This is a genomic window from Methylobacterium sp. 1973, assembly GCF_040545035.1.
In the GTDB taxonomy this organism is placed as follows: Bacteria; Pseudomonadota; Alphaproteobacteria; order Rhizobiales; family Beijerinckiaceae; genus Methylobacterium; species Methylobacterium fujisawaense.
The window spans coordinates 41263-65908 of sequence record NZ_JBEPLA010000017.1; the positions used below are offsets into that span (position 1 = coordinate 41263).

Genomic DNA, 24646 nt, shown 5'->3' on the forward strand with positions numbered 1-24646 from the left:
GGCCGCGCTCAGTTCTCCAGCTCGCTGTCCCAGTACAGGTAATCGAGCCAGGTGTGATGGTACTGGCGGTGGTCGAACTCGGGCTGCCGGTGGTGCAGCTCGTAGCGCGTCGGCCGCCGGGGTTCGGTCATCAGCGGCATGTCCGCCTCGGCCGGCGTGCGGTTGGCCTTCCGCAGGTTGCAGGGCGAGCAGGCCGCCACGACGTTCTCCCAGCTCGACAGCCCGCCCCGGGAGCGCGGCACCACGTGGTCGAAGGTCAGGCCCCCCGAGGGCAGCCGCAGGCCGCAATACTGGCAGCTGAACCCGTCGCGCAGGTAGATGTTGTAGCGGGTGAAGGCCGGGCTGCGGGCCAGCGCCACGTAGTTCTTCAGCGCCACCACGCTCGGGACCCGCAGGGAGCGCGAGGGCGACCGTGCCTCGACATCGTAGCTCGCCACCAGGGTGACGCGGTCGAGGAACAGGGCCGTGAAGGCGTCCTTCCACGACCAGAGGGAGAGCGGATTGTACGAGAGCGGCCGATAATCCGCGTTGAGGACGAGGGTTTGGAGATCCATCATCGGCGCGACTCTTCGGACTAGCTCTGGCGCGGAGAACGCGCGGGACCAGGCCGCCGCCCCGCCGGCCCGTCCGAACCGGCCCGCGGCCGATGCAGGACGAGCCGGCGCGCGGAGCGACGGCTTGACGGGAGAGGCGGAGGGAACAACAGGGCGGCGGGCCGGCGCGCGGGGGCGCCGGTCGATGCGGTAGCATCCGGAACGCGGCCGGGCCGGGCCGGCATCGCCACCGGCCGCGCCCTTTCGCGTAGCGACGAAAAGGCCCTGTCCATCAGGTGTTCATCTAATCCCAGCGTGACACCCTTGTGAAGCTTTTCCGGATGGGCCGCGGGGACGCACCCACAGCGGCCGTCCGGCCCCGGATCCGGCGCCGGGGTGGGCAGGGGCACGCTTTCGCCCTATTGCTCGCCCAGAGCGCCCGGCCGCCAGGAGGCCCGCCCGGTCCCCGATCGCCGCCGATTCGCCGATGCCGGACCCCGGCCGGCCGCCGTGCGCCCGACGAGAGGTTGCTCATGCATCATATCCCAGCGCGGATCCGGAAGCCGGAGGGCGCGTCGCGCCTGTCCCGCCTGCTCGTTCTGTTCGCCGTGCTGGTGTTCGCAACCCCGGCGGCCCTGACCCTGCCGGCCTTCGCCCAGGATCCGGCGCCCGCCGCCAAGCCCGCGGATCACAAGCCCGCGGACGGCAAGCCCGCGCCCGAGGCCAAGCCCGCGGACGGCAAGGCGCCGGACACGAAGGCGCCCGAAACGAAGGCGCCCGACGCGCAGGCGACCGGCGCGAAGCCGTCCGACGCGAAGCCCGCAGCCCCGCCGGCCGCCAAGGCCGAGATCCCCGAGCAGTTCAAGAAGGTCCGGGCCAAGCTCGACGCCGCCAAGGCCGAGCTCGACGCCCGCGAGAAGCAGCTCGGGCATACGGACCTGACGGTGGCCGACCTCACGGCCATCCGCGACAGCGCCGTCACAGTCACCGACGAGATCCGCACCCTGGTCACCCGGCTCGACGCGCCGCTGGAGGCCGCGCGCGAGCGCCTCGCCCAGCTCGGTCCGAAGCCGAAGGACACCCAGGAGAGCGCCGATGTCGCCGCCGAGCGCGGCGAGCGCGAGGCCGCCGTCACCCGCATCGACGAGACCCAGCGCCTCGCCCGCGCCCTGGTGGTGCAGGGCGATCAGATCGTCGACCGGGTCTCGAACCGCCGCCGCGAATCCTTCACCCGCGACCTGCTCCAGCGCTCCCAGCCCCTGGTCGGCCCCGGCCTCTGGACCAAGGTGATGGGCGACGTGCCCCGGGACACGCGCGCCCTGCAGAGCGCCGTCTCGGATATCGGGCTGCTGTTCTCGCGCAACGGCAGCCTCACCAATCTGCTGTTCCTGGGGCTCGCCTTCGGGATCTCGGTGGCGCTGTATTTCGGCCGGCGCAACATCGCCCCCAAGGGCGCCCGCCGGGACGCCGCCCGGACCGATCCGTCGCGGCGCGCCGTGATGCTCGCCGCCTGGCGGGTGATCCTGCTCGGCACGGTACCGGCGGTGGCCGGGTCCTACGCGGTCTACTACGCGCTGGACGCCACCAACCTGCTGCCGTCCCGGCTCCTGCCGGTGGCCGCCGCGATCCTCGGGGGGCTCGCCTTCATCGCCTTCGTGGAGGCCCTCTGCGACGGGCTGCTCAGCCCCGAGAAGCCGGCGTGGCGGCCGGCCCCGGTGAGCGACGCGGCGGCCACGCGCCTGACCCGGCTCGCGGTCGGCATCGCCACGGTGATCACCGTGGTGAAGTCCGTGGAGGCCCTGAATTCCGGGATCTCGGCGGCCCTGCCGATCTCCATCGCCACGCGGGGCATCGGGGCGGTCGCCACGGCCCTGATCCTGGCCGTCGGCCTCCACCGCTTCGCCGATACCGAGCAGGAGGAGGAAGCCTGCTTCGGCCCCTACGTGCCGACCAAGACCACCACGGGCATCGGCGGGCCGGCGCGGCTGCTCGGCTGGGCCGCGGTGGCGCTGATCGGGCTCGGCGCGCTGGTCGGCTACGTCGCCTTCGCGGCGTTCCTGATCGACCAGCTGATCTGGGACGCCAGCGTCCTGGTCCTGCTTTACCTGCTGGTCCAGAGCGTCGACATCTTCGTCGGCCGCGCGCTCAGCGACGAGACCCGGCTCGCCACCACGCTCCAGGCCAATACGGGCCTGCGCAAGCGCTCGCTGAACCAGATCTCTGTCCTGGCGACCGGCGCCGCCCGTCTCGTCCTGTTCCTCGCGGCCGCGATCCTCGTGCTGGCGCCCTGGGGCCTGGATTCCACCGACATCGTCTCCTCGGTCCGGCAGGCCTTCTTCGGCTTCAAGGTCGGCGACGTCACGATCTCGCTCTCCAGCATCGCCTTCGGGATCGGCATCCTGGTGGTCGGCGTGTTCATCACCCGCGGCGTGCAGCGCTGGCTGGAGAACACCTACCTGCCGGCCACGGACCTCGATGCGGGCCTGCGCAACTCGATCACCACGGTGGCGGGCTATTGCGGCTTCCTGATCGCGCTGGCGCTCGCCTTCTCGTATCTGGGCCTGAGCCTGGAGAAGCTCACCATCGTGGCCGGCGCCCTGTCGGTGGGTATCGGTTTCGGCCTGCAATCGATCGTCAACAACTTCGTCTCCGGGCTGCTGCTCCTGTGGGAGCGCCCGATCCGGGTCGGCGACCAGGTGGTGATCGGCGATCAGGAGGGCATCGTGAAGCGGATCTCGGTCCGCTCCACCGAGATCCAGACCTTCGACCGCTCGGCCGTGATCGTGCCGAACTCGAACCTGATCTCCGGGGTGGTGAAGAACCGGGTGCGGGGCGACCGGACGGGTCGCGTCAGCATCACGGTCAGCGTCCTGCGCAACCAGGACCCGGTCCGTGCGGCCGAGATGATCGCGGCCTGCGCGCAGGGCCATTCCGACGTCCTGAAGGAGCCCGCGCCCCGGGTGGTGTTCAAGAAGATCGGCGATCCCTTCCTGGAATTCGAGCTGCTCGTCTGGATCGTGGACGTGAGCCTCGGCCAGAAGGTGGTGACCGACCTGAACTTCTCCGTGTTCTCGACCCTCTCGGAGGCGGGCTTCATCCCGCCGCTCGGGCCCGGCTCCAGCATCGTCACCGTGCAGGGCCTCGACACGATGCAGAGCGCCATGGGCGAGATCGCCAGCCGCTTCATCCAGCCGACGGATGTCCCGGAGGGGGGCGACTCGGCCCGGGTTCCGCGCGACCGCAGCCTGCGGAGCGCAGGCGGCTGACTAGCCGCTCCCGACGGCGATGCGGACGGCGTTCCCGCCCGCATCCTTGGCGGCGTAGAGCGCCGCATCCGCCCGCTCGAACAGCCGGGTCCGGCTGCCGCCCGTCGCGATGCCGGTCTTGACCTCCAGGGCGATGCCCACGGAGGCGCCGATCCGCACCATCTGTCCGCGATACGGAATCGGCCGGCTCAGGGCGGCGACGATGCGCCGGCCGCACTCCGCCAGCGCGCGGAGATCCACGGGCGCCCGCAGGAGCACGGCGAATTCGTCGCCGCCGATGCGCGCCACGAGGGCCGCGTCCCGGCAGATGGCGGCGAGCCGCGCGGCGGAGCGCCGGATGCACTGGTCACCGGCGATATGGCCATGGAGGTCGTTGACCGGCTTGAACCCGTCGAGGTCGATGAGGATCAGGGCACCGAGGGGATCCGGTCCGGCGCCGGACGATCCGGCGTCGAACTGCGCCTCGAAGGCGTGGCGGTTCGCCAGTCCGGTGAGAGGGTCGCGGTCGGCGCGCCGGCTCAGCTCGGCCAGCCGGGCGATCTCCTCGGTGACGTCCTGCTTGGTTCCGAAGAGCCGGGCTGGCCGTCCGCCCTCGGTCTCGACCGCCGCGCGGATCCGGATCCAACGCGGCCGGCCGCAGGCGGTGCGGATCTCGGCATCGAGCCGGAAGCTCGCGTGCCCGGCGATGGCCCGGCGGCGGATCGACTCCAGCAGCCGCCGCGAGGCCGGCTCGTAGAATTCCAGGATCCGCGGGCGGTGCAGCGCCGCGCCCCGGGGGATGCCGAACAGATCGTGGACTCCCCCGGACCAATCGAGGGCGCCGTCATCCAGGCGGCACGACCACAGCCATGTCCCGGCGGCGGCCAGGGAACGCTCCTGACGCGCCAGCAGGCCGGCCTGCGCACGGATGATCGCCTGCTGCAACGCGAGCGTCGCCGCGGCGTCGGGATCGGTGGCCGATTCGGCCTGGGCCGACGGGCCGGCAGGCCCATCGACGGCGCGATCGCGGGGCGTCTCCAGCATGGTCAGGGAACGCTCGGTCGTGAGGTCGGTGCACGTTTAGACGACAGGTCTTTGAGGAAGCCCTAATCGTCCGATGCGCGACGGCCCGGCAGCGCCTATATGCCGCCGGGGCGGCTCGACCGTCGCAGGGATGGGTAAGTCGTGACGAGACGCGATCGGGACGGTCGGCATGCGGGGCGCGGGCTCGGCCGGATCACGGGCAGGATGCTGAGTCACGCGACGGGCTCGGCGGCGCTGACCGCGGCAGCCCTGCTCGGCGGCTGCGCCACCCAGGCGCCGAGCACCGCGGCGTTGCCGAGCATCTACCTGCCCCTCGCCAGCAACAGCGCGCAGATCGACGTCGCGGCGGCCCGCGACATGATCTCGTCCTACCGCCGCAACCGCGGCGCGCCGCCCCTGACGGTCGATCCCGAATTGCAGCGCCTGGCCGAGGCCGAGGCGGCCGCGATGGCCCTGGCCGACCGGCCGAGCCGGGCGCAGACCGTCAAGGCCGCCGTGGAACGGCTCGGCTACGCCAACGTGAACGCCAACCTCTCGGCCGGCTACCACACCCTGGCCGAAGCCTTCTCCGGCTGGCGCGAGAGCCCGCCCCACGACGCCACCATGCTGGCGCCCGAAGCGACCCGGATGGGAATCGCCACCGCCTACGCCCCGGGCTCGAAGTACAAGGTCTACTGGGCTCTGCTCACCGCCCGATAGAAGCGGTTGACCGGCGGGCCCGGCGCCGCGGCGTCCTCACGGCAATCCCTTCACGTTCGGGACCGGCGGGGCCTCCTTGAGCAGCGTCACCGTCACGCGCCGGTTGGCGGGCATGTAGGGGTTGTCGCGGAACATCGGCTCGGTGTCGGCCTTGCCGGCGACCGTGGCGAACCGGTCGTCCGGAACGCCGGCGCCGGCCAGGATCTCCCGGACGCTGACCGCGCGGCCCGCCGACAAGTCCCACGGGGGCGCGGCGGGACGCCGGCCGGGGCGGTCCGTGGCGGTGTGGCCCGTGACGGCGATCCGGTTCGGCATCTGGCGCAGGGCCGGGCCGAGCTTCTCCAGCAGGCGCCGGGTGCGGTCGTTGGGCCGGGTCGAGCCTTCCGGGAACATCGAGCGCCCGTCCTGGTCGACGATCGACACGTCGAGCCCCTGCTCGGTCCGGGCGATCACGACGTTCTTCGACACTTCGGCGAAGTCCGGCAGGCTCTGCAGGGCCTGCCGCAGGGAGGCGGCCGCGAGGCCGAAATTCTCCGGCTTGCCGGTGTCGGTCAGGCCGAATTCGCTGCTCTTGTCGAGCCGCGGCGGCGTGGTCCGGTCGGTGGCCTGCTCGGGAGGGATATCGCGCAGGTGCTTCACGTGGTCGGCGGCCGGCAGGCCGTCGGTCTCGATGATGCCGGCGAACTTGGACTCCGTGTTCACGCCGAAGGCGTCGCGCATGGAGCCCGCCACCATCTGCATCTTCTTCTGGTCCTGCGTCGAATACGCGGCGATCATCACGAAGAAGCTCATCAGCAGCGCCATCAGGTCGGCGAAGGTGACGAACCAGCCGTGGCCGCCATGCGCGCCGCCGCGCTTCTTCCTGGCCATGTCATGCCATCCGCGGGCGCTCCGCCGGGGCTGTCCGGGCGGTCACGCGGCCGCCTCCTCGAACGACCCACGGTGGTGGTGCGGCAGGTAGGCGACGAGCATCTCGCGGACGAGGGTCGGGCTCCTCTGGTCGCGGATCATCAGGATGCCGTCGATGATGAGCGAGCGGGAGACGTCCTCCTCTTCCAGCTTCACGTGCAGCTTGTCGGCGATCGGCAGGGCCACGAGGTTGGCGATGAGCGCGCCGTAGAGCGTGGCCAGAAGCGCGGTCGCCATGGCGGGGCCGAGCTTCGAGGGATCGGACATGTTGGCGAACATCGTCACCATGCCGAGGATCGTGCCGATCATGCCCCAGGCCGGGGCGCAGTCGCCGAAGGCGCGGTAGATCTTCGAGCCTTCGTCGAGGTGCATGAGGAAGTTGTCGCGGTCGCGCTCCATCGTGTCGCGGATGAACTCGCGGTCGTAGCCGTCGGCGACGTAGCGGGCCCCCTGCGCCAGGAAGGGGTCGGAGATCTCTACGTTCTCCAGGGCCATGGGCCCGCTCTTGCGGACCACCTCGGCGATCGTGGTGATCTCCTCGATGAGGTCGTGCGGCCTCACCGCGCGCATGGTGAAGGCGTAGCGCAGGCCCATCGGCAGGCCGTGGGCGATGGTGGCGAAGGGGAAGCGGATGATCGTCGCCATGACCGATCCGCCGAAGATGACGATGACCGCATGCTTGTCGAAATAGGCGGCGAAGTTGCCGCCATCGATCATGATCAGCGTGAACACCACGCCGACGCCGCCCAGCAGTCCGACACCGGTTGCGAGATCCATGGGACGATGACCCGACGGGCTTTCCGGACAGAGCTGCACCGCGCTCGCATCCGCGACGCAGGCGGCCCGCGCCGAGCCTAGGGCATCGGGCTGAACGGACCGTAAAGGCGACTGTTTCGAACCTGTATCAGTCCGTCATCGCCCGTTCAGGCGGGCGCTGGCATACCCGTTTCCCAAGAGGGGTTTGACCCGGATTCGGCGCTGAAGCCGGCCGTGCGAACCCGTCAGAGACGGCGTGAGACCCGGGTCACACGGGCCGCGCCAGGGGTGGCGGAGCGGTACGATGGTTCGTCTGTACGGGCGGGTCCTGGGTTTCCTGAAGGCGGAGCGTCGGCTGGCCATAGGCTTGGCCGCAACCAACGTCGTCCTGGCGATCGCGGCCTTCGCCGAGCCCCTGCTGATGGGCCGGATCATCGACCAGCTGACCCATCTCAAGCGCGGCGGCGACGCCGTGGGCACCATGCTGCCGCTGCTGGCCGCCTGGGTGGCGTTCGGCTTCTTCACCATCGCGGCGGGCGTGTTCATCGCGCTCCACGCCGACCGGCTCGCCCACCGCAACCGGCTGTCGTCGATGGCGAGCTACTTCGAGCACGTCCTCGACCTGCCGCTCGCCTTCCACTCGGCCAACCATTCCGGCCGGGTGCTCAAGGCGATGCTGGAGGGCACCAACGGCATGGCGTGGCTGTGGCTCGGCTTCTTCCGCGACCACCTCGTCGCCCTGGTCTCGCTCGGCGTGCTCCTGCCGATGACCCTGCTGATCAACTGGCAGCTCGGCTCGATCCTGGTGGTGCTGGTGCTGGCCTTCACGGCGCTCACCACCTTCGTGATGCGCCGGACCGAGGCGCTCCAGGGGCAGGTCGAGGAGTTCAACTCGGGTCTGGCCGCCCACGCCTCGGACGCGCTCGGCAACGTCGCGGTGATCCAGTCCTTCACCCGCGCCAAGGCCGAGAAGGACGCGATGCGCGGCATCATCACCAACCTGCTCGCCGCGCAGATCCCGGTCCTGTCCTGGTGGGCGCTCGCCAACGTGGCGACCCGCGCCTCGGCGACCATCACCATGACGGCGATCTTCGTCACCGGCATCTGGCTCTATCAGGCCGGCACCACCACGGTGGGCGAGGTCGTGGCCTTCATGAGCCTCGCCACCGCCTTCGTGGCGCGCCTCGACCACGTGGTCGGCTTCGTCAACGGCCTGTTCCAGCAGGCGCCCAAGATCGCCGAGTTCTTCGAGATCTACGACACCGTCCCGGCGGTGGCCGACCGGCCGCAGGCCCGGCAGGTGGCGCGCTTTGCCGGCGAGGTCACCTTCGAGGACGTCGCCTTCTCGTACGATGGCCGGCGTCAGGCGCTCGACGGCGTCTCGTTCTCGGCGAAGCCCGGCGAGACGATCGCGCTGGTGGGCACCACCGGATCGGGCAAGTCGACGACGCTCGGCCTCCTGCACCGCAGCTTCGACCCGGCCGCCGGCGCGATCCGCATCGACGGGATGGATATCCGCGACGTCGGCCTGTCGTCCCTCCGCCACAACATCGGCGTGGTGTTCCAGGAGCCGATGCTGTTCGCCCGCTCGATCCGCGAGAACCTGCAGGTCGGCTGCCCCGACGCCACGGATGAAGAGATGCTCGACGCCCTGGAGCGGGCCCAGGCCAGCGCCTTCATGGCGCGCCAGCCCGCCGGGCTCGACACGGTGATCGGCGAGCGCGGCCGGTCGCTCTCGGGGGGCGAGCGCCAGCGGCTCTCGATCGCCCGGGCGCTCCTGAAGAACCCGCCGATCCTGATCCTCGACGAGGCGACCTCGGCGCTGGACGCGGCCACCGAGCGCAAGCTCCAGGGCGCCCTGGAGACCGTGATGGAGGGCCGCACCACCTTCGTGATCGCCCACCGCCTCGCGACGATCCGCGACGCCGACCGCATCCTGGTGTTCCACGAGGGCCGGATCGTCGAGGCCGGCACCTTCGACCAGCTGGTGGGGCAGAATGGGCGCTTCGCCGAGCTCGCCCGGGCCCAGTTCATGGCGGCGGAGGCGGAGGAGGACGAGGGGCTGGCGCTGGCCGCGTGAGGCTGCCCGGGCGCCGCTGCGCGCACGCCGTCCGCCTCCCCGTGCGGGGAGGGGATGCCCTCACGCCCACCCGATCCGCGCGAAGAACCCCGCGATCTCCGCGGCGGCCCGGTCGGGATCCTCCCGGTGGGGGAAGTGCCCAACCCCCGGGAACAGCGCCAGATCGAGATCCGAGAAGGTCTCGCCCAGGCGGTCGGTCCAGGCGAAGGGAAAGATCGGGTCGTGCTCGGCCCAGCGCACGCAGGTCGGCACGCCGATCGGCGGCAGGGCCGGGGCCTCGCCCTTGAGCATCGCGATCCGCCCGGCATGGGCGGCCCGGTAATGCGCGAAGCCGCCCGCGAGGTTTCCGGGCTTCAGGAAATTGTCCACGAAGGCGTCCAGCACCGGGTCGAACGCGTCCGTCCGGTGCGACCAGTGGCGCAGGAAGTGGCCGATATAGGCGGCGCAGCTCTCCCGGCTGGCGCCCACCAGCGTCACCGCCAGGTCCATCTGGTTGAAGGACTGGTACCAGATCTCGGTGAGGCGGTCCGGCGCCCCGAGCCGGGGGCCGATCCCCGGATAGACGAAGTCGAACAGGAACAGGCCGGCGCACCGCTCCGGGTGAGACCGGGCGAGGGCCTGGATCACCGCTCCGCCGACATCGTGGCCGACGATGCCGGCGCGGTCGATCCCGAGGGCGTCGAGGAGCGCCACCATGTCGGCGGCCTGCTCCGGCGGGCCGAAGGCGCCCGCGGGCTTGTCGCTGTCGCCGAAGCCGCGCAGATCCGGGGCGATCAGGGTGTGGCGGGCGGCCAGGCGCGCCATCACGGGCTCCCAGGTCAGCCAGAATTCCGGCCAGCCGTGGAGCAGCAGCAGCGGCGTGCCCGTGCCGCAGCGCGCCACATGCAGATCGGCGCCGTTCGCGCGGATCGTCAGGTGCTCGATCCGGTCCATCGTCCCTCCCTCTCGGCCCGGCGGGCCAGCATCTTCGCCTGCAGGCGGCTGCGGCGGGCGGCGATCACCGTGCCGTTGATCTCGCCGCCGAACAGGAACATGGCGGCGAGCCAGTAGAGGAACACCAGGAACACCATCGCGGTGGCCAGACCCCCATAGGTCGACGCGTAGGCGTTGGAGAACCGGTCGAGGTAGTAGCCGAAGCCGAGGCCGGCGAAGAACCACAGGACCAGCGTCACCCCGATCCCCGGCAGCACCGACAGGATCGAGCGCCGTCCGGCCGCGACGAACTTGTGGGCGATGACCAGGACGACGGTCAGCAGCAGGGCCGTCACGGCGATCCGCCCGATCGCCACGGTGAGGCTCAGGGGCTCCAGCCCCGGCGCCACCAGGACGACGTTGCGCCAGATCAGCGGCCCCAGCACCACGAGCAGCGCGAAGGCCAGCATCGCGAACGCCCCGCAGATCACGTAGCCGATCGATTCGAGGCGGGTCAGCCACCAGGGCCGGCTCTCGCGCAGCCCGTAGGCCCGGTTCAGCCCGACCCGCAGGCTCTCGACCCCCGAGGAGGAGAAGTACAGGGCGAACAGTGCGCCGAGCGTCAGCACGCCGCTGCGCTGCTCGGTGAGCACCCGGTGGACCTCGCCGACGATCGGCTTGGCGATCTCCCGGGGCCAGGCGTCGAAGATCAGCACCCCGGCCTCGTCGGCGAGCGACTGCGTGCCGAACAGGCCGGCCAGCGCCGCCAGCAGGATCAGGAACGGGAACAGCGAGGTCAGGCTCGAGAGCGCGATGTGGCTCGCGATCGCCCAGCCGTCATGGGAGACGAAGCGCTGCGCGGCGACGCCCATGATCTGCAATCCGCTGCGGAGAGGTTTCACGGGTGTCCAACGATCCTCGATCTCGTGATCCTCCCCGGGGAGAGGCCCGCCGATGAACGGTGCCGGCACCCGCGCGTCAACGCCGCCGGCCGGATCCGGTCCCGATCGCCGCCCGGTGACGCGTCCGCGCCACGCCGGCCCCCGGTGGCCGCCGCGCTCCGGCGGGCGGACGCGATCACCGTTGCGCCCGGCGCGCCGGCATGCTCCGTCCGGCGGACATGCCTACGCTGTCACGCCCGTCGCCGCTCGCGGCCGGCGCCCTTCCGGCGCTGTTCATCCCGATCTGGGCCACGGGTTTCATCTCCGCCCGGGCGGTGGTGCCGCACGTGGATCCGCTGGCCTTCACGGCAATCCGCTTCACGGCCGTCGCCCTGGTGCTGGCGCTGATCGCCACGGCCTCCCGGGTGCGCTGGCCCGGGGACCGGGCGGGCTGGCGCGACCCCGTCATCGCGGGCTTCCTGATGCAGGGGGTCTACCTGTCGGGGGTCTTCTGGGCGGTGAGCCACGGGCTGCCGGCCGGCATCGCCGCCCTCGTCGGCAGCCTCCAGCCGCTGCTCACCGCACTCCTGGCGCAGCCGCTGCTGGGCGAGCGCGTCAGCGGGCGGCGGGCCCTGGGCATAATGATGGGCTTTGTCGGCACGGGCCTCGTGCTCGCCCCGAAGCTCGGGGCCACGGACCCGTCCGGGATCCCGCCGCTGGCGCTCGCCGTCAGCCTCCTGGCGGTGCTGGCGCTGACCCTCGGCACGCTCTGGCAGAAGCGCACCGGCGGCCGGGTCGATCTGCTGGCCGGCGCGACCCTCCAGTTCGTCGGCGGCATGGCCTGCGCCATCCCGCTGGCGCTGGCCTTCGGCAGCACCGCGTTCGACCCCGCCCCCGCCCTGTGGTTCGGCCTCGGCTGGGCGGTCCTGGTCAACTCGGTCGCGGGGATCCTGCTGCTGCTGGTGCTGATCCGGCGGGGGGCAGTGGCGGGCGTCGCCGCCCTGTTCTTCCTGGTGCCCCCGGTCGCGGCCGTGCTCGGCTACCTGCTGTTCGGCGAGGTGCTGACCCCGCTGCAGGGCGCCGGCATGGCGCTCGCCGCCCTCGGCGTGGCGGTGGCGAGCCGGGGCTGAGGCGCCGGGCCTGCGACGGAAGGCGCGGAAACCCTTCGGGGCTTCGCGGTTTGGTGCGCACGGGCCGGCACCGGGCGAGGCGAGGATGGACCAAGAACACCTGGATTCGGGCAAGCCCCGCGAGATCCGCCTCGCCCTCGACGCGATCCCGCTCGGCGGCAAGGCCGAGGGCAAGGCGGGCGACGACGCGGTGCTGTTCGTGCGCGACGCCGACGGCGTGCGCGCCTTCCAGGCCAAGTGCCCGCATCTCGGGGCGCCGCTCGCCAAGGGCGAGATCTGCGGCGGCCGGCTCTACTGCCCCTGGCACAAGGCGGCCTTCGCCCTCGCCGACGGCAGCCTGGAGGAGCCGCCGGCGCTGGACGCGCTGACCCGCTATCCCGTCCGGATCGAGGGCGGCGAGGCGGTGGCGACGCTGACCCCCGAGCCCGCTCCGGCCCGGCACGCCCGGACGCCCCTCGGACAGGTCCTGATCGTCGGCACCGGGGCGGCGGCGGCCGCCTGCATCACCACGCTCCGGCGCGAGGGTTTTGCGGGCGCGATCACGATGGTCGGCCGCGAGGGGCACCCGCCCTACGACCGGACCAAGCTGTCCAAGCAGTTCCTGGCCAAGCCCACCCCGGCGGAGAAGACCCTGCTGGAGCCGGATTTCTCCGCCGCCCACCAGGTCGAGCGGATCGAGGCCGAGGCGGTCCGGATCGATCCGGCGCGCCTCAGCGTCACCCTGGCGGACAGCCGGGTGCTCACCGGCGACGCGCTGCTGATCGCCACCGGCAGCCGCGCGGTGGTGCCAGACTTCGACGGCCGCGATCTCGACGGCGTGATGACGCTCCGCAGCCTCGACGATGCGGTGCGGCTCAGCGCCGCGGCGGAGCAGGCCAAGCGCGTGGTGGTGATCGGCGCGGGTTTCATCGGCCTGGAGGCCGCGGCCTTCCTGACCAAGCGCGGCCTGTCGGTGACGGTGCTGGCGCGGGAGGAGATCCCCTTCGCCAAGCGCTTCGGCGAGGCCGTGGGCGCGGCGCTGAAGCGCTACCACGCCGGCAACGGCGTGACCTTCGTGACCGGCAAGGTCGCGCGGATCGCCGGCACCGGCTCCGTCGAGGCCGTCGAGACCGCGGACGGCACGCGGCTGCCGGCCGATCTCGTGCTGATCGGCGCCGGCGCCGCGCCGGAGACCGGGATCGTCGCCGGGGTGGAGCCGGACGAGACCGGCGGCCTCCCGGTCGGCGCCGATCTGAAGCTCGCCGACAACGTCTGGATCGCCGGCGACATCGCGGCCTTCCCGGAGCGCGGCAGCGGCGTCACCGCCCGGATCGAGCACTGGCGTCTGGCGCAGCAGCACGGCACCCACGTCGCCCGGGCGATGCTGGGCGCCAGCGGCGCCTTCGCGGGCGCGCCGTTCTTCTGGAGCAACCAGGGCGACAAGCGCCTGGATTACGGCGGCTACGCGCCGGATTTCGATCGGATCATCCTGCAGGGCGATCCGGCGGCGCTGGACTTCATCGCCTATTATGTCCGCCAAGACCGGGCCGTGGCCGCCTGCAGCATCGGCCGCAACCCGGCCTTCACGGCGTTCCTGCACCTGCTGGGCGAGGGACGCGTGCCCAGCCCGGAGGCAATCGAGTCGGGTGCGGATCTCACCGCGCTGGTGTGACCCGCTCCGTCATCGCTATGCTCCGCTCGCGAGGACGGGCGTCCGGGCCGATGGAACCAGTTCCGGCGGCCCATCTTTCGGTAGACGCCGCCCGCCGTCTCGAGAGTCGGGCCCATACGGGAGGCCCCATGAACCAGATCATCGTCGTCGCGCTCATCTGCGCCGCCTCCGTCCAGGCCCCGGACTGCTCCCGCGAGACCGCCCTCGACGTGGTCACCGGGCCGGCCCACACGCTCCAGGAATGCCTCGTTCAGGGCCCGGTGCTGGCAGCCAGTACAGGCTTCAAGGGCGAGGACGGGGCCTACGTGAAGACGCGCTGCGAGCAGAGGCGCTGAGCCGGGCACGGTCTGGCGAACAGCTTTCGGCAGGGCGGCGGACGGATCATCAGTGTCGGGACCGACGCGTATCGCCGCACCGGCCCGGCCTTGACTTTCATGGGCTGCGCATCGGCCCGTGAGCTCCGGCATTCAACTTGAGTTCAAGGCGAGCCAAACGAAATCTGCTTCGGCTCCGGCCCGCGACAGGTTAAAAGACCCGATCCAAGAAGACGCCACGCGAGCAGGAAACCATGTCCGCATCCCCCGCCATCCAGACCGAGCCGCAGGATATCGCCACCCTCGCCAGGGCCGCCGGTGAGAGCGTCAAGGCCCTCGTCGCGGAGGCGACCCGCCGGGTCCGCACGCGGATCCTCGGAACGGACGGGCGGATCGACGCGGCCAAGCTCGAGGGCGAGCAGCATGCCGCCCATGGGCTCGCATGGCTCGCGACCTACGCGGAGGCGGTCGCCGAACTCGGCGGCTACGCCGAGCGCCTCCAGGCCGAGGGCCGGTTCGGCGAGACCGAGTCGCTCCTCGTCCGGATCGGCGCCGGCGAGTATCTCGACCAGCTGTTCTCCGGCATCCCGATGAGCCAGGGCGAGATGGTCCGCCTCACCGGCTCGCTCGGCCTCTCCGCCAAGGAGGTGGCGCAGTACCGCACCGACGCCGTCGAGACCCTGATCGCCGAGGGGAACACCCCCGAGAACCGCGCCGCCCTGGTGGCGCGGATGCGCGACGGCAGCGGCTCGGCCACGGTCGGCGCCTCGGGCCTCGACGAGGACATGGAGGCGATCCGCTCCGAGATGCGCCGCTTCGGCAAGGCCGAGGTGGTCGATCAGGCGCACGAGTGGCACCTGAAGAACGCCTACATCCCGATGGAGATCGTCACCAAGATGGCCGAGCTCGGCGTCTTCGGCCTGACGATCCCGGAGGAATACGGCGGCATGGGCCTGCCGAAGACCGCCATGTGCGTGGTCTCGGAGGAGCTGTCGCGCGCCTATATCGGCGTCGGCTCGCTCGGCACCCGCTCGGAGATCGCCGCTGAGCTGATCCTGTGCGGCGGCACCGAGGAGCAGAAGCAGCGCTTCCTGCCCAAGATCGCCAGCGGCGACATCCTGCCCACGGCCGTCTTCACCGAGCCGAATACCGGCTCCGACCTCGCCTCGCTCCGCACGCGGGCGGTGAAGGACGGCGACAGCTGGAAGATCACCGGCAACAAGACCTGGATCACCCACCCGGTCCGCGCCGACATCATGACGGTGCTCGTCCGCACCAAGCCCGAGGAGAAGGGCCACAAGGGCCTCTCCATGCTGATCGCCGAGAAGCCCCGGGGCACCGACGCGGAGCCGTTCCCGGTCCAGGGCCTGTCGGGCGGCGAGATCGAGGTGCTCGGCTACCGGGGCATGAAGGAGTACGAGCTCGCCTTCGAGGGATTCGAGGTGCCCGCCGGCAACCTGCTGGGCGAGGTCGAGGGCAAGGGCTTCGCCCAGCTGATGCAGACCTTCGAATCGGCCCGCATCCAGACCGCGGCCCGGGCCATCGGCGTCGCCCAGTCGGCCCTCGACGTCGGCCTGCGCTACGCCGAGGAGCGGGTCCAGTTCGGCAAGGCGCTGGTCAACTTCCCGCGGGTCGCCGACAAGCTCGCCATGATGGCGGTGGAGATCAACATCGCCCGCCAGCTCACCTATTTCTCGGCCCGCGAGAAGGATGCCGGCAAGCGCTGCGACCTGGAGGCCGGCATGGCGAAGCTGCTGGGCGCCCGCGTCGCCTGGGCGGCGGCCGACAACGCCCTGCAGATCCACGGCGGCAACGGCTTCGCGCTGGAATACCCGGTGAGCCGGATCCTGTGCGACGCCCGCATCCTCTCGATCTTCGAGGGCGCCGCGGAGATCCAGGCCCAGGTGATCGCCCGCCGGTTGCTCGAGGCGGCCTGAAAATCGAGATCAAACTGGGGAATAGTACGTATCATGGGATTATAAGTCGGCTCATGAACCCGGCTTAAACGAAGTCCCAGCTTCCTGGCCCCCGGTGAACAACTGGGGCGGCTCGGTGACCGCGCACGACGACGACGGACAGACGGGCCGCAACATCCTTCGGCGCTGGCAGGATTGCCGGACGCCGGGGGCACCGATCCCGTCCTACGAGGCCGTCGTGCTCGGGAGCCTCGGCCGCCTCGCCGACCGGGCCGCCCTGGTGACCACCCGGAACGGCCAGGCCGCCCGGATCCTCTGGGCGGGCCAGGAGTTCGGCGCCTGGCTCGCGCAAGGGTCGGAAGGCCCGTCGGCGGAACCCTGTCCCAGCGAGACCGTCCCGGTCGACGCGCTCCCGATCGAGCTGCGCGAGCCCGTCGGCGAGATGGTCGCGGCCGCCCTCGGATCCGGCCAGCCCGCCTACAGCCGGTGCGATCGCCTGGATGCCGGCGTCGTGACCTCGACCCGCCTCGTCGGTGTGCCCCTCGACAACCGCTGGGGCGAGCCGTTCGTGCTGATCGGGTTCGACGGGGCGAGCGTCCGGACCGAACTCGTCCAGGCGATGTTCACCGCCACCGACCAGGGGATCCTGGCCCTCAGCACGATCCGTGACGCGGCGGGCCACCCGGTCGATTTCAAGATCGTGGCCCTCAACCGCGGCGCCGAGCGCCTCCTGGAGCGTCCCGCCGCGGTCCTGCAATGGCAGCGCATCGGCCAGCTCTTCCCGGGGGCGATCACCGCGCGGACGATCGCGACCCTCGCCGCCATGGTCGAGCGGGGCGGGCGCTCCGCCTTCGAGCTGAGCCGTCCCCGGTCCGACGGCGGCACGCTCTACCTCAAGGTCGAGGCGGGCTGCGTCGGCGATCTCCTCTCGGTCACCATGACGGATGTCGGCGACATCAAGGCCCGGGAGGCCTCGTTCCGGCTCCTGTTCGAGAACAACCCGGTCCCGATGTGGGTCGTGGCCGACGCGCGCGACCGCTTCCTGGCGGTCAACGACGCGGCCGTCGCCCATTACGGCTACAGCCGCGAGCAGTTCCTGAGCCGGGCGCCGGCCGATCTCGCCATGCCCCCCGACGCGGCGCCGGGGCTCGGCCTGCCGCCCACCGGCGCCCTCCACCGGCGCGCCGACGGCTCGGCGATCGAGGTCTCCCTGTTCCAGCGGGCGATGCCGTTCGAGGGGCGGCAGGCCGTGCTCGAAGCCGCCATCGACATGACGGAACGCCGGAGGGCCGAGGCCCGCATCGCCCACATGGCGCACCACGACGCGCTCACCGGGCTGCCGAACCGCGTGCTGTTCCGGGACCGCCTCGCCGAGGCGATCTCCCGCCACGCCCGGGACGGGGAGGCGGCGGTGCTGCTCTGCCTCGACCTCGACAAGTTCAAGATCGTCAACGACACGCTGGGCCATCCGGTCGGCGACGCGCTCCTGCGCGAGGCGGCCGAGCGGATCGCCGGCTGCCTGCGCAAGGACGACCTCGTGGCCCGGCTCGGCGGCGACGAGTTCGCCATCCTGGTAGGGGGGATGGATCTCCCGGCCCTGGCCGACGGGCTGATCGCCCGGGTGATCGCCGAACTCGGCCGGCCCTTCCGCCTGGACGGCCAGGATTGCCATATCGGCACCAGCATCGGGGTCGCCTGCCTGCCGCGGGACGGCACCGATCCCGAAACCCTGATGAAGAATGCCGACCTCGCCCTGTACCGGGCGAAGGCCGAGGGCGGCGGCACCTTCCGGTGCTTCGAGCCGGAGATGGATGCCTGGGTGCAGGCACGGCGGCGGCGCGAGAACGAGCTGCGCGAGGCCTTCGCCCGCGGCCAGTTCTCGCTGGTCTACCAGCCGCTGATGGATGCCCGTTCCGACCGGATCCTGGCCTTCGAGGCGCTGCTGCGCTGGTCCCATCCGGACCACGGCCCGGTTTCGCCGGCCGAGTTCGTGCCGCTGGCCGAGGAGACCGGCCTGATCGTCCCGATCGGCGCCTGGGTGATGCAGACCGCCTTCGCGGAGGCGGCGACCTGGCCGGAGGCGATCCGCCTCGCCGTGAACCTCTCCCCGATCCAGTTCCGCAACCGCAGCCTGGTCGAGACCGTGCGTGGCGCCCTCGCGACCTCGGGCCTCGACCCGCGGCGCCTCGAGCTGGAGATCACCGAATCGGTCCTGCTCGCCGACAGCGCCGCCAACCTCGCGACCCTGCATGAGCTGCGGGCCCTGGGCATCCGGATCGCGATGGACGATTTCGGCACCGGCTATTCGAGCCTCGGCTACCTGCGCAGCTTCCCCTTCGACAAGATCAAGCTCGACCGCTCCTTCGTGAGCCAGGTCGGCGAGAACACCCATTGCACGGCGATCGTGCGGGCGGTGGCGAGCCTGGGCGCCAGCCTCGGCATCGCCACCACCGCCGAAGGGGTGGAGACCGTCGAGCAGCTCGCGATGCTCCGTGCGGAGGGCTACGACGAGGTCCAGGGCTTCCTGTTCAGCCGTGCGGTCCCGGGGCCCGAGGCCCGCCGCCTGATCGACCGCGGGCGGGAGCCGGTCCCGGACGACCGGGCGGCCTGACGGCCGCCCGGCCGGTGCAGGCCCGGGGCCTATTTGGTGATCTTCACCGACACCGGATCGCTCGACGGGAAGGTCTCCTCCAGGGCCTCGTCCAGGCGCTCGTTCAGCTTCTCCTGCTTGTTGTCGGGGTTCTTGGCGTCGCCCGGCTTGGCGCTGCCCTGCTGGAAGCCCGGCTTGGCTTCGTTCGGCTTGTTGTGGGTCTCGGCCATGTCGCTCGCTCGTCCGTGACGGAGGCACGCAAGGGTGCTGGTGGGCATCAACGCGAGGGACGGCGGGTGTTTCCGATCTTTCCGGCGGCCGCATGGGCTTTCCGGTCGAAGCGTCCGGTCCATGGCCTCGCCGGCGTCACCCGCGCGGCGTCGGGATCCGCGGCAGCGCGACGGGCAGCGCGACGGGCGGCGCGGCGCCGACGGGCTGGCTCCGCGTCCCGCGCACGGACGGCCGAACCGGCGGCAGGGTCAGGCGGTCGCGAGCGGCCGATCGACCGGGCTCAGGCCCCTCCTGCGGGCGGTGGCCCCGCGCATCACCGTCTCGTAGACGCCCTCGAGGCGGTCGATATGGGCGTCGAGGCTCAGGGGCGCCGTCCAGTAGCGGTCGTGGGCGGCCCGGCCCATCCGGGCGGCGAGGCCGTCGTCGGTCAGGCGGCGCAGATGGGCGGCGAGCGCCTCCGGATCGCCGGAGCGGAACCAGAACCCGGTCTCGCCATCGATCACCGCCTCCCGCCCCGCGCAGGCATCGCTGACGATCACCGGCGCCCCGCAGGCCAGGGCCTCGTAGACGGTGAGCGGCTGGCCCTCGTACCAGACGCTCGGGAAGACCAGCGCCCGGGCTTGGCGCATCAGCGCCTGTACGCCGGCGGCGTCGCGCCAGCCGAGCATGACGGCCTCGGGATGGCGCGCCGCGAGATCGGCCCGCTGGGGGCCGTCGCCGACGAAGACCGCCCGCACCCCCGCGCGCTTGGCCGCGTCCGCGAAGATCGGCGCGCCCTTCTCGGTGGAGATCCGCCCGACGAACAGGAAGTCGCCCGGCGCGCCCTCCCGCAGGGGCGCCTGCACCACCGCGATCGGGTTGTCGACCCGGTGGAACATGGTGCCGGGGGGCATCAGCGGCCGGACGACGCTTTCCTGCAGATCGCTGATCGTGACGACGTGGGCGAACAGATCCGGCAGCCGGGCCACGTGGGCGAGGCCGGCATGGCGGACCATCCGGGCCACCTTACGCGGGTAGCTGCGTGCGTCGCAATGCGCCGCGATGCAGGCGGCCGACATCGGGGTCCGATGGCAGATCCGCTGCTCCGGATAGGCGTAGAAGCCGCCGGTGGGGCAGACGAGGAAGAACTCGTGCATCGTGTAGAGGCACGGCAGCCCGGAGGCCCGGATCGCCGGGCCGATCGACGGCGACAGCGCCTTGGCGAAGGCGTGGACGTGGACGAGGGTGTCCCGGGGGTCGCAGGCGGCGAGTTCCCGCGCGAGGGCGCGGCGCGCCGCGCCGTTCCAGATCGCCTGGGCGGCGAAGGCCAGTTTGCTGCGCGCCGTGGTGACGTCGTCCTGCTCCAGGCAGACCACCCGGATGCCGGCGGGCTCCAGCCGGGGGTCCACCGGGCCGACCGCGGCGAACAGGCTGACGCGGATCCCCCGGGCGGCGAGCCCCAGGGCGGATTCGATCGCGACCTTGGCCTGGCCGCCGTTGATCGCGGCGTGGTCTGCGACGAGGACGACGTGCACGTCAGGAATTCCGCCGCTCTGATCCCGGGCAGAGATCTGTATCCGGTCGCGGTTGATCCCCCGTAAACCGCTCTCCTTCATCCTCCCGGCTCCCGAGACCGACGCGATCCCCGGGAGGGACACCGTGCATGTCGTGATCCTGGCCGAGTTCGCGGCCGCCAGCGGCGGGGCCGAGAAGGTGGCGCTGGAATCGGCCCGCGGGCTCGCCGAGGCCGGTCTCGCCGTCACCTACATCCAGGCGATCTCGGGGGCCGTCGATCCGCTCCTCGACCATGCCGGGATCCAGCGGATCGATCTCGGCCTGCCCGACATCTGGTCGCTCGGTGCCGCGCGGGCGGCCGCCGCCGGGATCTGGCACGCCTCCGCCGCCCGCCGCCTCGCCGCGGCCCTCGCGGGCCTCGCCGCGCCGCCGGACTGTATCCACCTGCACCAATGGACCCGGACCCTGTCGCCGGCGATCGTTCCGGTCCTGTCGAAGACCGGGGTGCCGCTGGTCGTCACGCTGCACGACTACGCCCTGGCCTGCCCGAACGGCGTCTATTACCGCTTCGACCGGGCCGAGCCCTGCGGGCTCGCCCCCCTGTCGGCCGCCTGCCTCGCGGCGCCCTGCGATCCCCGCAGCCGGGGGCACAAGCTCGTGCGGGTCGCCCGTGCGGCGGCGCTGCGGCAGGTCGTCGGTCGGGCCAGCCGGCGCCATCCGCTGCACGTCGTCCATGTCTGCGACGCCAGCCGGCAGCGGCTGGGCGCTCTGCTCGGCGGCTACGCCCTCACGCATCATCGGATCGACAACCCCGTCCGGCTTCCGGAGGGGCCCGCGGCCGCGCCCGCCCGCGGCGACGCGATCGCCTATGTGGGGCGCCTGACCCGCGAGAAGGGCGCCGACCTCGTGGCCGACGCCGCGCGGAGGGCCGGACTTCCGGCCCTGTTCATCGGCGCCGGCCCCCTGGAGGCGGAGCTGCGTGCCCGGGACGGCGTGGAGGTGATCGGATGGCAGAGGCCCGAGGCGGTCTGGGCTACGCTCCGGACCCGCGCCCGGGCGCTGGCGGCGCCGTCGCGCTGGTACGAGACCGGCCCGCTCACCGTCTACGAGGCGCTGGCGGCCGGCATCCCGGTCGTGGCCTCCGACCGCTCCGGCGCCGCCGAGAAGGTCCGGCACGGCCGGACCGGATTCGTGCTCGCACCGGAGGTCGGGCCCCTCGCCGAGGCCTTCACGGCGCTCCGGGACGACGCCCTGGCGGCGTCGCTCGGGGCGGAGGCCCGCAGGCTCTTCCGCACCGCGCCGATGGGCCTGGACGCCCATGCGGCGGCGCTCCGGGGGCTCTACGCCCGTCTGTCCGGAGCCGCGGCTGGTGCGATGCAGCATCCGGATTCGCTGGCCCAGCCGCGATGATCCGAGGCGGCCCGGCCCGTCTGGTATACCACAAGCATTCACGATCCGTTCGTGCCCCTCTGGACAGGCAGATCGTTTTTTGCGAAGCGGCCTCTTGCCGGGATCGGCAATCTTGGCCGATCGGATAAATGGCGCAGCTTGCACGCAATCTGCTATCGGGGCTGCAGCCGCGATGCGATGACTGTGCGAGATCATCGGATCTGCATTTTATCGGGCTTCCGGGTCCTGCATGGCCCCCGAAGCATGCACTTGACTTCTTGTTGCGGTGCAACATATAGAAGCGCGTCAACGCGGACGCATCCGGCGTCCCGCTCCATGAATGTTGCTGGAGACATCGATGCAGACCCCGAACTTCGAGATCCCGACCGAGATGCGCGACTTCGCCGAGAAGAGCGTCGATCAGGCTCGGACCGCTGTCGGCACCATGATGACGAACGCCGTGAAGGTCGCCGAGCAGGTCCAGACCTCGGGTCAGACCTTCCAGTCGACCCTGACCGCCGCGGTCGCGAAGGGGTTTGATCACGCGCAGGCCAACGCCAACGCGACCTTCGACTTCGCTCAGAAGCTGGTGCGCACGAAGGATCTCCGCGAGGCGTTCGAGCTCCAGTCCGAGTTCGTCCGCAGCCAGTTCGCCGCGCTCCAGGCCCAGGCCAAGGATTACGGCGCCCTCGCCCAGAACGCCGCCGCCCGCTGAGGCCGGCGCGCCGTCCCCGATCCTCGATCGGGGACACGATACGGGATCCGGAGGGCGCGCGGCGCCGACCGGATCCGAGGCTCTGACACCCGGGCGTCACGGGTCCGAGGCCGACACCGCGGGCGAGCCGGCTGCGCATGACCCTCCGGCCGCCGCTCCGTCAGGACGGCCTGACGCCGACAGGAGGAGATCGCGCGATGGGAAAGCCGCGTCGACCGAGGGGAGGCCGCCCCGCCGGATCACCCCAACCGCTCCGGAAGGCGCCGGCCCCGGCCGAGACCCGCCCTGCGCCGATCGCCGAGGACGCACCCGCGCCGGCGAGCGACGTTTCCGTCGAGACCCACGAGCCGCAGGCCGAGCCGGCCCAGGCGGCGCCCGCGGCGACCACCCCGGTCCTGCCCGAGACCGCCTCTGAGGTGCCGGCCGATGGGCCGACCGAGACGGCCGCGCAGGCGGTCCCCGAAGCCGGTGCCGCGGCGGATATCGCCGTCCCGCCGATGCCGGACGCCGTCGACGTCCCAGACCGGATCGTCTTCACCCCCGACCGCTTCGATGTCGTCGAGATCGGCTCGACCATCGCCCGCTACGTGCGCGGCGAGGGCGAGGCGGCCCTGGCGCATCTGAGGGCGCTCTCGGGCGCCCGGTCGCCGGCCGAGGTGATTCGCCTGCAGGTCGGCGAGGTCCAGCGGGCCGCCGACGCGTCCCTGACCTGCTGGGTCACGGTCATCGGTCAGACGAGCCGCGTGGTCGCGTACCGCTGAAGCGGCGCGGGACTTGTCGCATCCCGGCAACACGGGCGCCCGGATCGAACCGGCGGCGGCAACCGTCCGTTAACCAAGTCGGTCCCATGCCGTAACGGAGGGCACGGGAAACGACACCGGACCGATGCCGAACTGCGCGCGCCTGATCCGTACCGCATGGCTTCGCCTGGCCGTGGCGCTTCTGCCGGCCCTGGCGGGAGCGCCGGTTGCCGCGCAGAACGGCGAGAAGCCCGCCGTCGCCATCGGGGCCGACCTCGCGAGCCAGGCCGGCGGCACGCGCCTGACCCTGACCCTGTCCCGGGCCGTCGAGGCCCGCGGCTTCGTGATGGAGCGGCCGGACCGGGCGGTGATCGACCTGCCCGAGGTCAACTTCCAGCTGGAATCCGGGACCGGCAGCCGCCGCGACGGGCTCGTCCAATCCTTCCGCTACGGCCTGTTCGCCCCAGGCCGCTCCCGCATCGTGATCGACCTCACCGCCCCCGCCACCGTCGGCAGGATCGAGTCGGTGACGCGGGCCCGCGACGGCGCGGTGCTGCTCACGATCCCGCTCCAGCGCGCCGACCGCGACGCCTTCCGCAAGGCGGCGGCCGCCGCGGATCCCGCCCCCGCCCAGGCCCGCAGCGCCCCGCCGGAACCGACCGACCAGCGCCCGCTGATCATGGTCGATGCCGGCCACGGCGGCACCGATCCCGGCGCCATCGCGGTGGGCGGCGTGTTCGAGAAGGATATCGTGTTCGGCTTCGCCCAGGCGCTGGTGGAGAAGCTGGAGGCGGCCGGGCGCTACCGGGTCCGGATGACCCGCGACCGGGACGTGTTCGTGCCCCTCGCCGACCGGGTGCGCCTCGCCCGCGAGGCCAAGGCCGACCTGTTCGTGTCGATCCACGCGGATTCGATCTCGGCGGCCCCCCAGGTGCGGGGCGCGACGATCTACACCAATGCCGAGAAGGCCACGGACGCCGAATCCGCCAAGCTCGCGGAGCGCGAGAACCGGGCCGACGCCGCCGCGGGCGCCGACGCCGCCGAGGCGCCGCCGGACATCGCCGACATCCTGCAGGAGCTGACCCTGCGCGAGACCCGCGGCTTCTCGTCGGGCTTCGCCCGCACGCTGATGGGCCAGCTCGCCCCCGTGATCGAGATGAGCGCCAAGCCCCACCGCGAGGCGCGCTTCGTGGTGCTGCGCTCCCCCGACGTGCCGAGCGTGCTGGTGGAGCTGGGCTATCTCTCCAGCAAGCGCGACCTGGAGATGCTGCAATCGCCGGAGTGGCGGGCGGGCGTCACCGGCTCCATGGCCAAGGCGATCGATCTGTTCTTCACCAACCGCGCCACCCTGGGACGTCCGACGGTCATGCGCCGCTCGGCCGCTGTCGCCCCAGTTTCACCATAGAATGCGTGTCGA

20 protein-coding genes are annotated in these 24646 nt (G+C 71.8%); 12 read left to right on the top strand and 8 right to left on the bottom strand.

What is annotated here, in order from left to right; all coding sequences use genetic code 11:
- Positions 1-8: 8 nt before the first annotated feature.
- Entirely contained in the window at positions 9-557 is a 549-nt protein-coding gene (locus tag ABIC70_RS24905) for an HNH endonuclease (protein WP_043346385.1), read from the bottom strand.
- A gap of 509 nt (positions 558-1066) precedes the next feature.
- On the opposite strand from ABIC70_RS24905, the gene ABIC70_RS24910 reads away from it, so the two are divergent.
- Positions 1067-3799 carry a DUF3772 domain-containing protein gene (locus ABIC70_RS24910; protein ID WP_053611313.1) on the top strand — a complete coding sequence of 911 codons (2733 nt, stop codon included), beginning with the start codon at positions 1067-1069 and terminating at the stop codon, positions 3797-3799.
- On the opposite strand, the gene ABIC70_RS24915 is transcribed toward ABIC70_RS24910, so the two are convergent.
- A complete protein-coding gene (locus ABIC70_RS24915; protein ID WP_043759623.1) occupies positions 3800-4822 on the bottom strand; it encodes a diguanylate cyclase domain-containing protein in 1023 nt (340 codons plus the stop codon).
- Positions 4823-5026: 204 nt separating this feature from the next.
- On the opposite strand from ABIC70_RS24915, the gene ABIC70_RS24920 reads away from it, so the two are divergent.
- Positions 5027-5521, top strand: a complete 495-nt coding sequence (locus ABIC70_RS24920; protein WP_053611312.1) for a CAP domain-containing protein — start codon at positions 5027-5029, stop codon at positions 5519-5521.
- Between the two features lie 36 nt (positions 5522-5557).
- On the opposite strand, the gene ABIC70_RS24925 is transcribed toward ABIC70_RS24920, so the two are convergent.
- Together ABIC70_RS24925 and ABIC70_RS24930 are read right to left on the bottom strand one after the other, a co-directional pair.
- Positions 5558-6391, bottom strand: a complete 834-nt coding sequence (locus ABIC70_RS24925) for an OmpA/MotB family protein (protein ID WP_354441697.1) — start codon at positions 6389-6391, stop codon at positions 5558-5560.
- A gap of 42 nt (positions 6392-6433) precedes the next feature.
- Positions 6434-7207 carry a motility protein A gene (locus ABIC70_RS24930; protein WP_043384792.1) on the bottom strand — a complete coding sequence of 258 codons (774 nt, stop codon included), beginning with the start codon at positions 7205-7207 and terminating at the stop codon, positions 6434-6436.
- A 283-nt stretch (positions 7208-7490) separates the two neighbouring features.
- Between ABIC70_RS24930 and ABIC70_RS24935 the strand changes: the two genes are divergently transcribed.
- On the top strand, positions 7491-9266 hold the full coding sequence (locus ABIC70_RS24935) for a glucan ABC transporter ATP-binding protein/ permease (protein ID WP_354441700.1): 1776 nt from the start codon (positions 7491-7493) through the stop codon (positions 9264-9266).
- A gap of 60 nt (positions 9267-9326) precedes the next feature.
- Here the strand turns inward: ABIC70_RS24935 and ABIC70_RS24940 are convergent, their stop codons facing one another.
- Positions 9327-10199, bottom strand: coding sequence for an alpha/beta fold hydrolase (locus ABIC70_RS24940; protein WP_043759626.1), 873 nt, complete (start codon positions 10197-10199; stop codon positions 9327-9329).
- A complete protein-coding gene (locus ABIC70_RS24945; protein WP_043384854.1) occupies positions 10178-11050 on the bottom strand; it encodes a YihY/virulence factor BrkB family protein in 873 nt (290 codons plus the stop codon). The genes ABIC70_RS24940 and ABIC70_RS24945 overlap by 22 nt, the downstream gene beginning before the upstream one ends.
- A 230-nt stretch (positions 11051-11280) precedes the next feature.
- Between ABIC70_RS24945 and ABIC70_RS24950 the strand changes: the two genes are divergently transcribed.
- The 5 genes from ABIC70_RS24950 to ABIC70_RS24970 all read left to right on the top strand — a co-directional run bounded on the left by ABIC70_RS24950 (position 11281) and on the right by ABIC70_RS24970 (position 18681).
- On the top strand, positions 11281-12189 hold the full coding sequence (locus tag ABIC70_RS24950) for a DMT family transporter (RefSeq protein ID WP_354441702.1): 909 nt from the start codon (positions 11281-11283) through the stop codon (positions 12187-12189).
- Between the two features lie 85 nt (positions 12190-12274).
- Entirely contained in the window at positions 12275-13840 is a 1566-nt protein-coding gene (locus ABIC70_RS24955; RefSeq protein WP_354441704.1) for an FAD-dependent oxidoreductase, read from the top strand.
- Between the two features lie 128 nt (positions 13841-13968).
- Positions 13969-14175, top strand: a complete 207-nt coding sequence (locus ABIC70_RS24960; protein ID WP_043357188.1) for a hypothetical protein — start codon at positions 13969-13971, stop codon at positions 14173-14175.
- A gap of 233 nt (positions 14176-14408) precedes the next feature.
- A complete protein-coding gene (locus tag ABIC70_RS24965; RefSeq protein WP_274926550.1) occupies positions 14409-16091 on the top strand; it encodes an acyl-CoA dehydrogenase family protein in 1683 nt (560 codons plus the stop codon).
- Positions 16092-16185: 94 nt separating this feature from the next.
- The gene (locus tag ABIC70_RS24970; protein ID WP_179697446.1) at positions 16186-18681 is read left to right on the top strand and encodes a putative bifunctional diguanylate cyclase/phosphodiesterase; all 2496 of its coding nucleotides are present in this window, start codon (positions 16186-16188) and stop codon (positions 18679-18681) included.
- Between the two features lie 29 nt (positions 18682-18710).
- On the opposite strand, the gene ABIC70_RS24975 is transcribed toward ABIC70_RS24970, so the two are convergent.
- Complete coding sequence (locus tag ABIC70_RS24975) at positions 18711-18890, bottom strand: hypothetical protein (protein ID WP_043384781.1); 180 nt, start codon at positions 18888-18890, stop codon at positions 18711-18713.
- A gap of 249 nt (positions 18891-19139) precedes the next feature.
- The gene (locus ABIC70_RS24980; protein WP_354441707.1) at positions 19140-20405 is read right to left on the bottom strand and encodes a glycosyltransferase family 4 protein; all 1266 of its coding nucleotides are present in this window, start codon (positions 20403-20405) and stop codon (positions 19140-19142) included.
- A gap of 124 nt (positions 20406-20529) precedes the next feature.
- On the opposite strand from ABIC70_RS24980, the gene ABIC70_RS24985 reads away from it, so the two are divergent.
- The 4 genes from ABIC70_RS24985 to ABIC70_RS25000 all read left to right on the top strand — a co-directional run bounded on the left by ABIC70_RS24985 (position 20530) and on the right by ABIC70_RS25000 (position 24634).
- A complete protein-coding gene (locus ABIC70_RS24985) occupies positions 20530-21795 on the top strand; it encodes a glycosyltransferase (RefSeq protein WP_354441709.1) in 1266 nt (421 codons plus the stop codon).
- 337 nt (positions 21796-22132) lie between these two features.
- On the top strand, positions 22133-22489 hold the full coding sequence (locus tag ABIC70_RS24990) for a phasin (RefSeq protein ID WP_043357179.1): 357 nt from the start codon (positions 22133-22135) through the stop codon (positions 22487-22489).
- 197 nt (positions 22490-22686) lie between these two features.
- Entirely contained in the window at positions 22687-23250 is a 564-nt protein-coding gene (locus ABIC70_RS24995; protein WP_043384776.1) for a phasin family protein, read from the top strand.
- A 124-nt stretch (positions 23251-23374) separates the two neighbouring features.
- Positions 23375-24634 (top strand): N-acetylmuramoyl-L-alanine amidase, encoded by a 1260-nt coding sequence (locus ABIC70_RS25000; protein ID WP_043759637.1) that lies wholly within the window; start codon positions 23375-23377, stop codon positions 24632-24634.
- Positions 24635-24646: the final 12 nt, after the last annotated feature.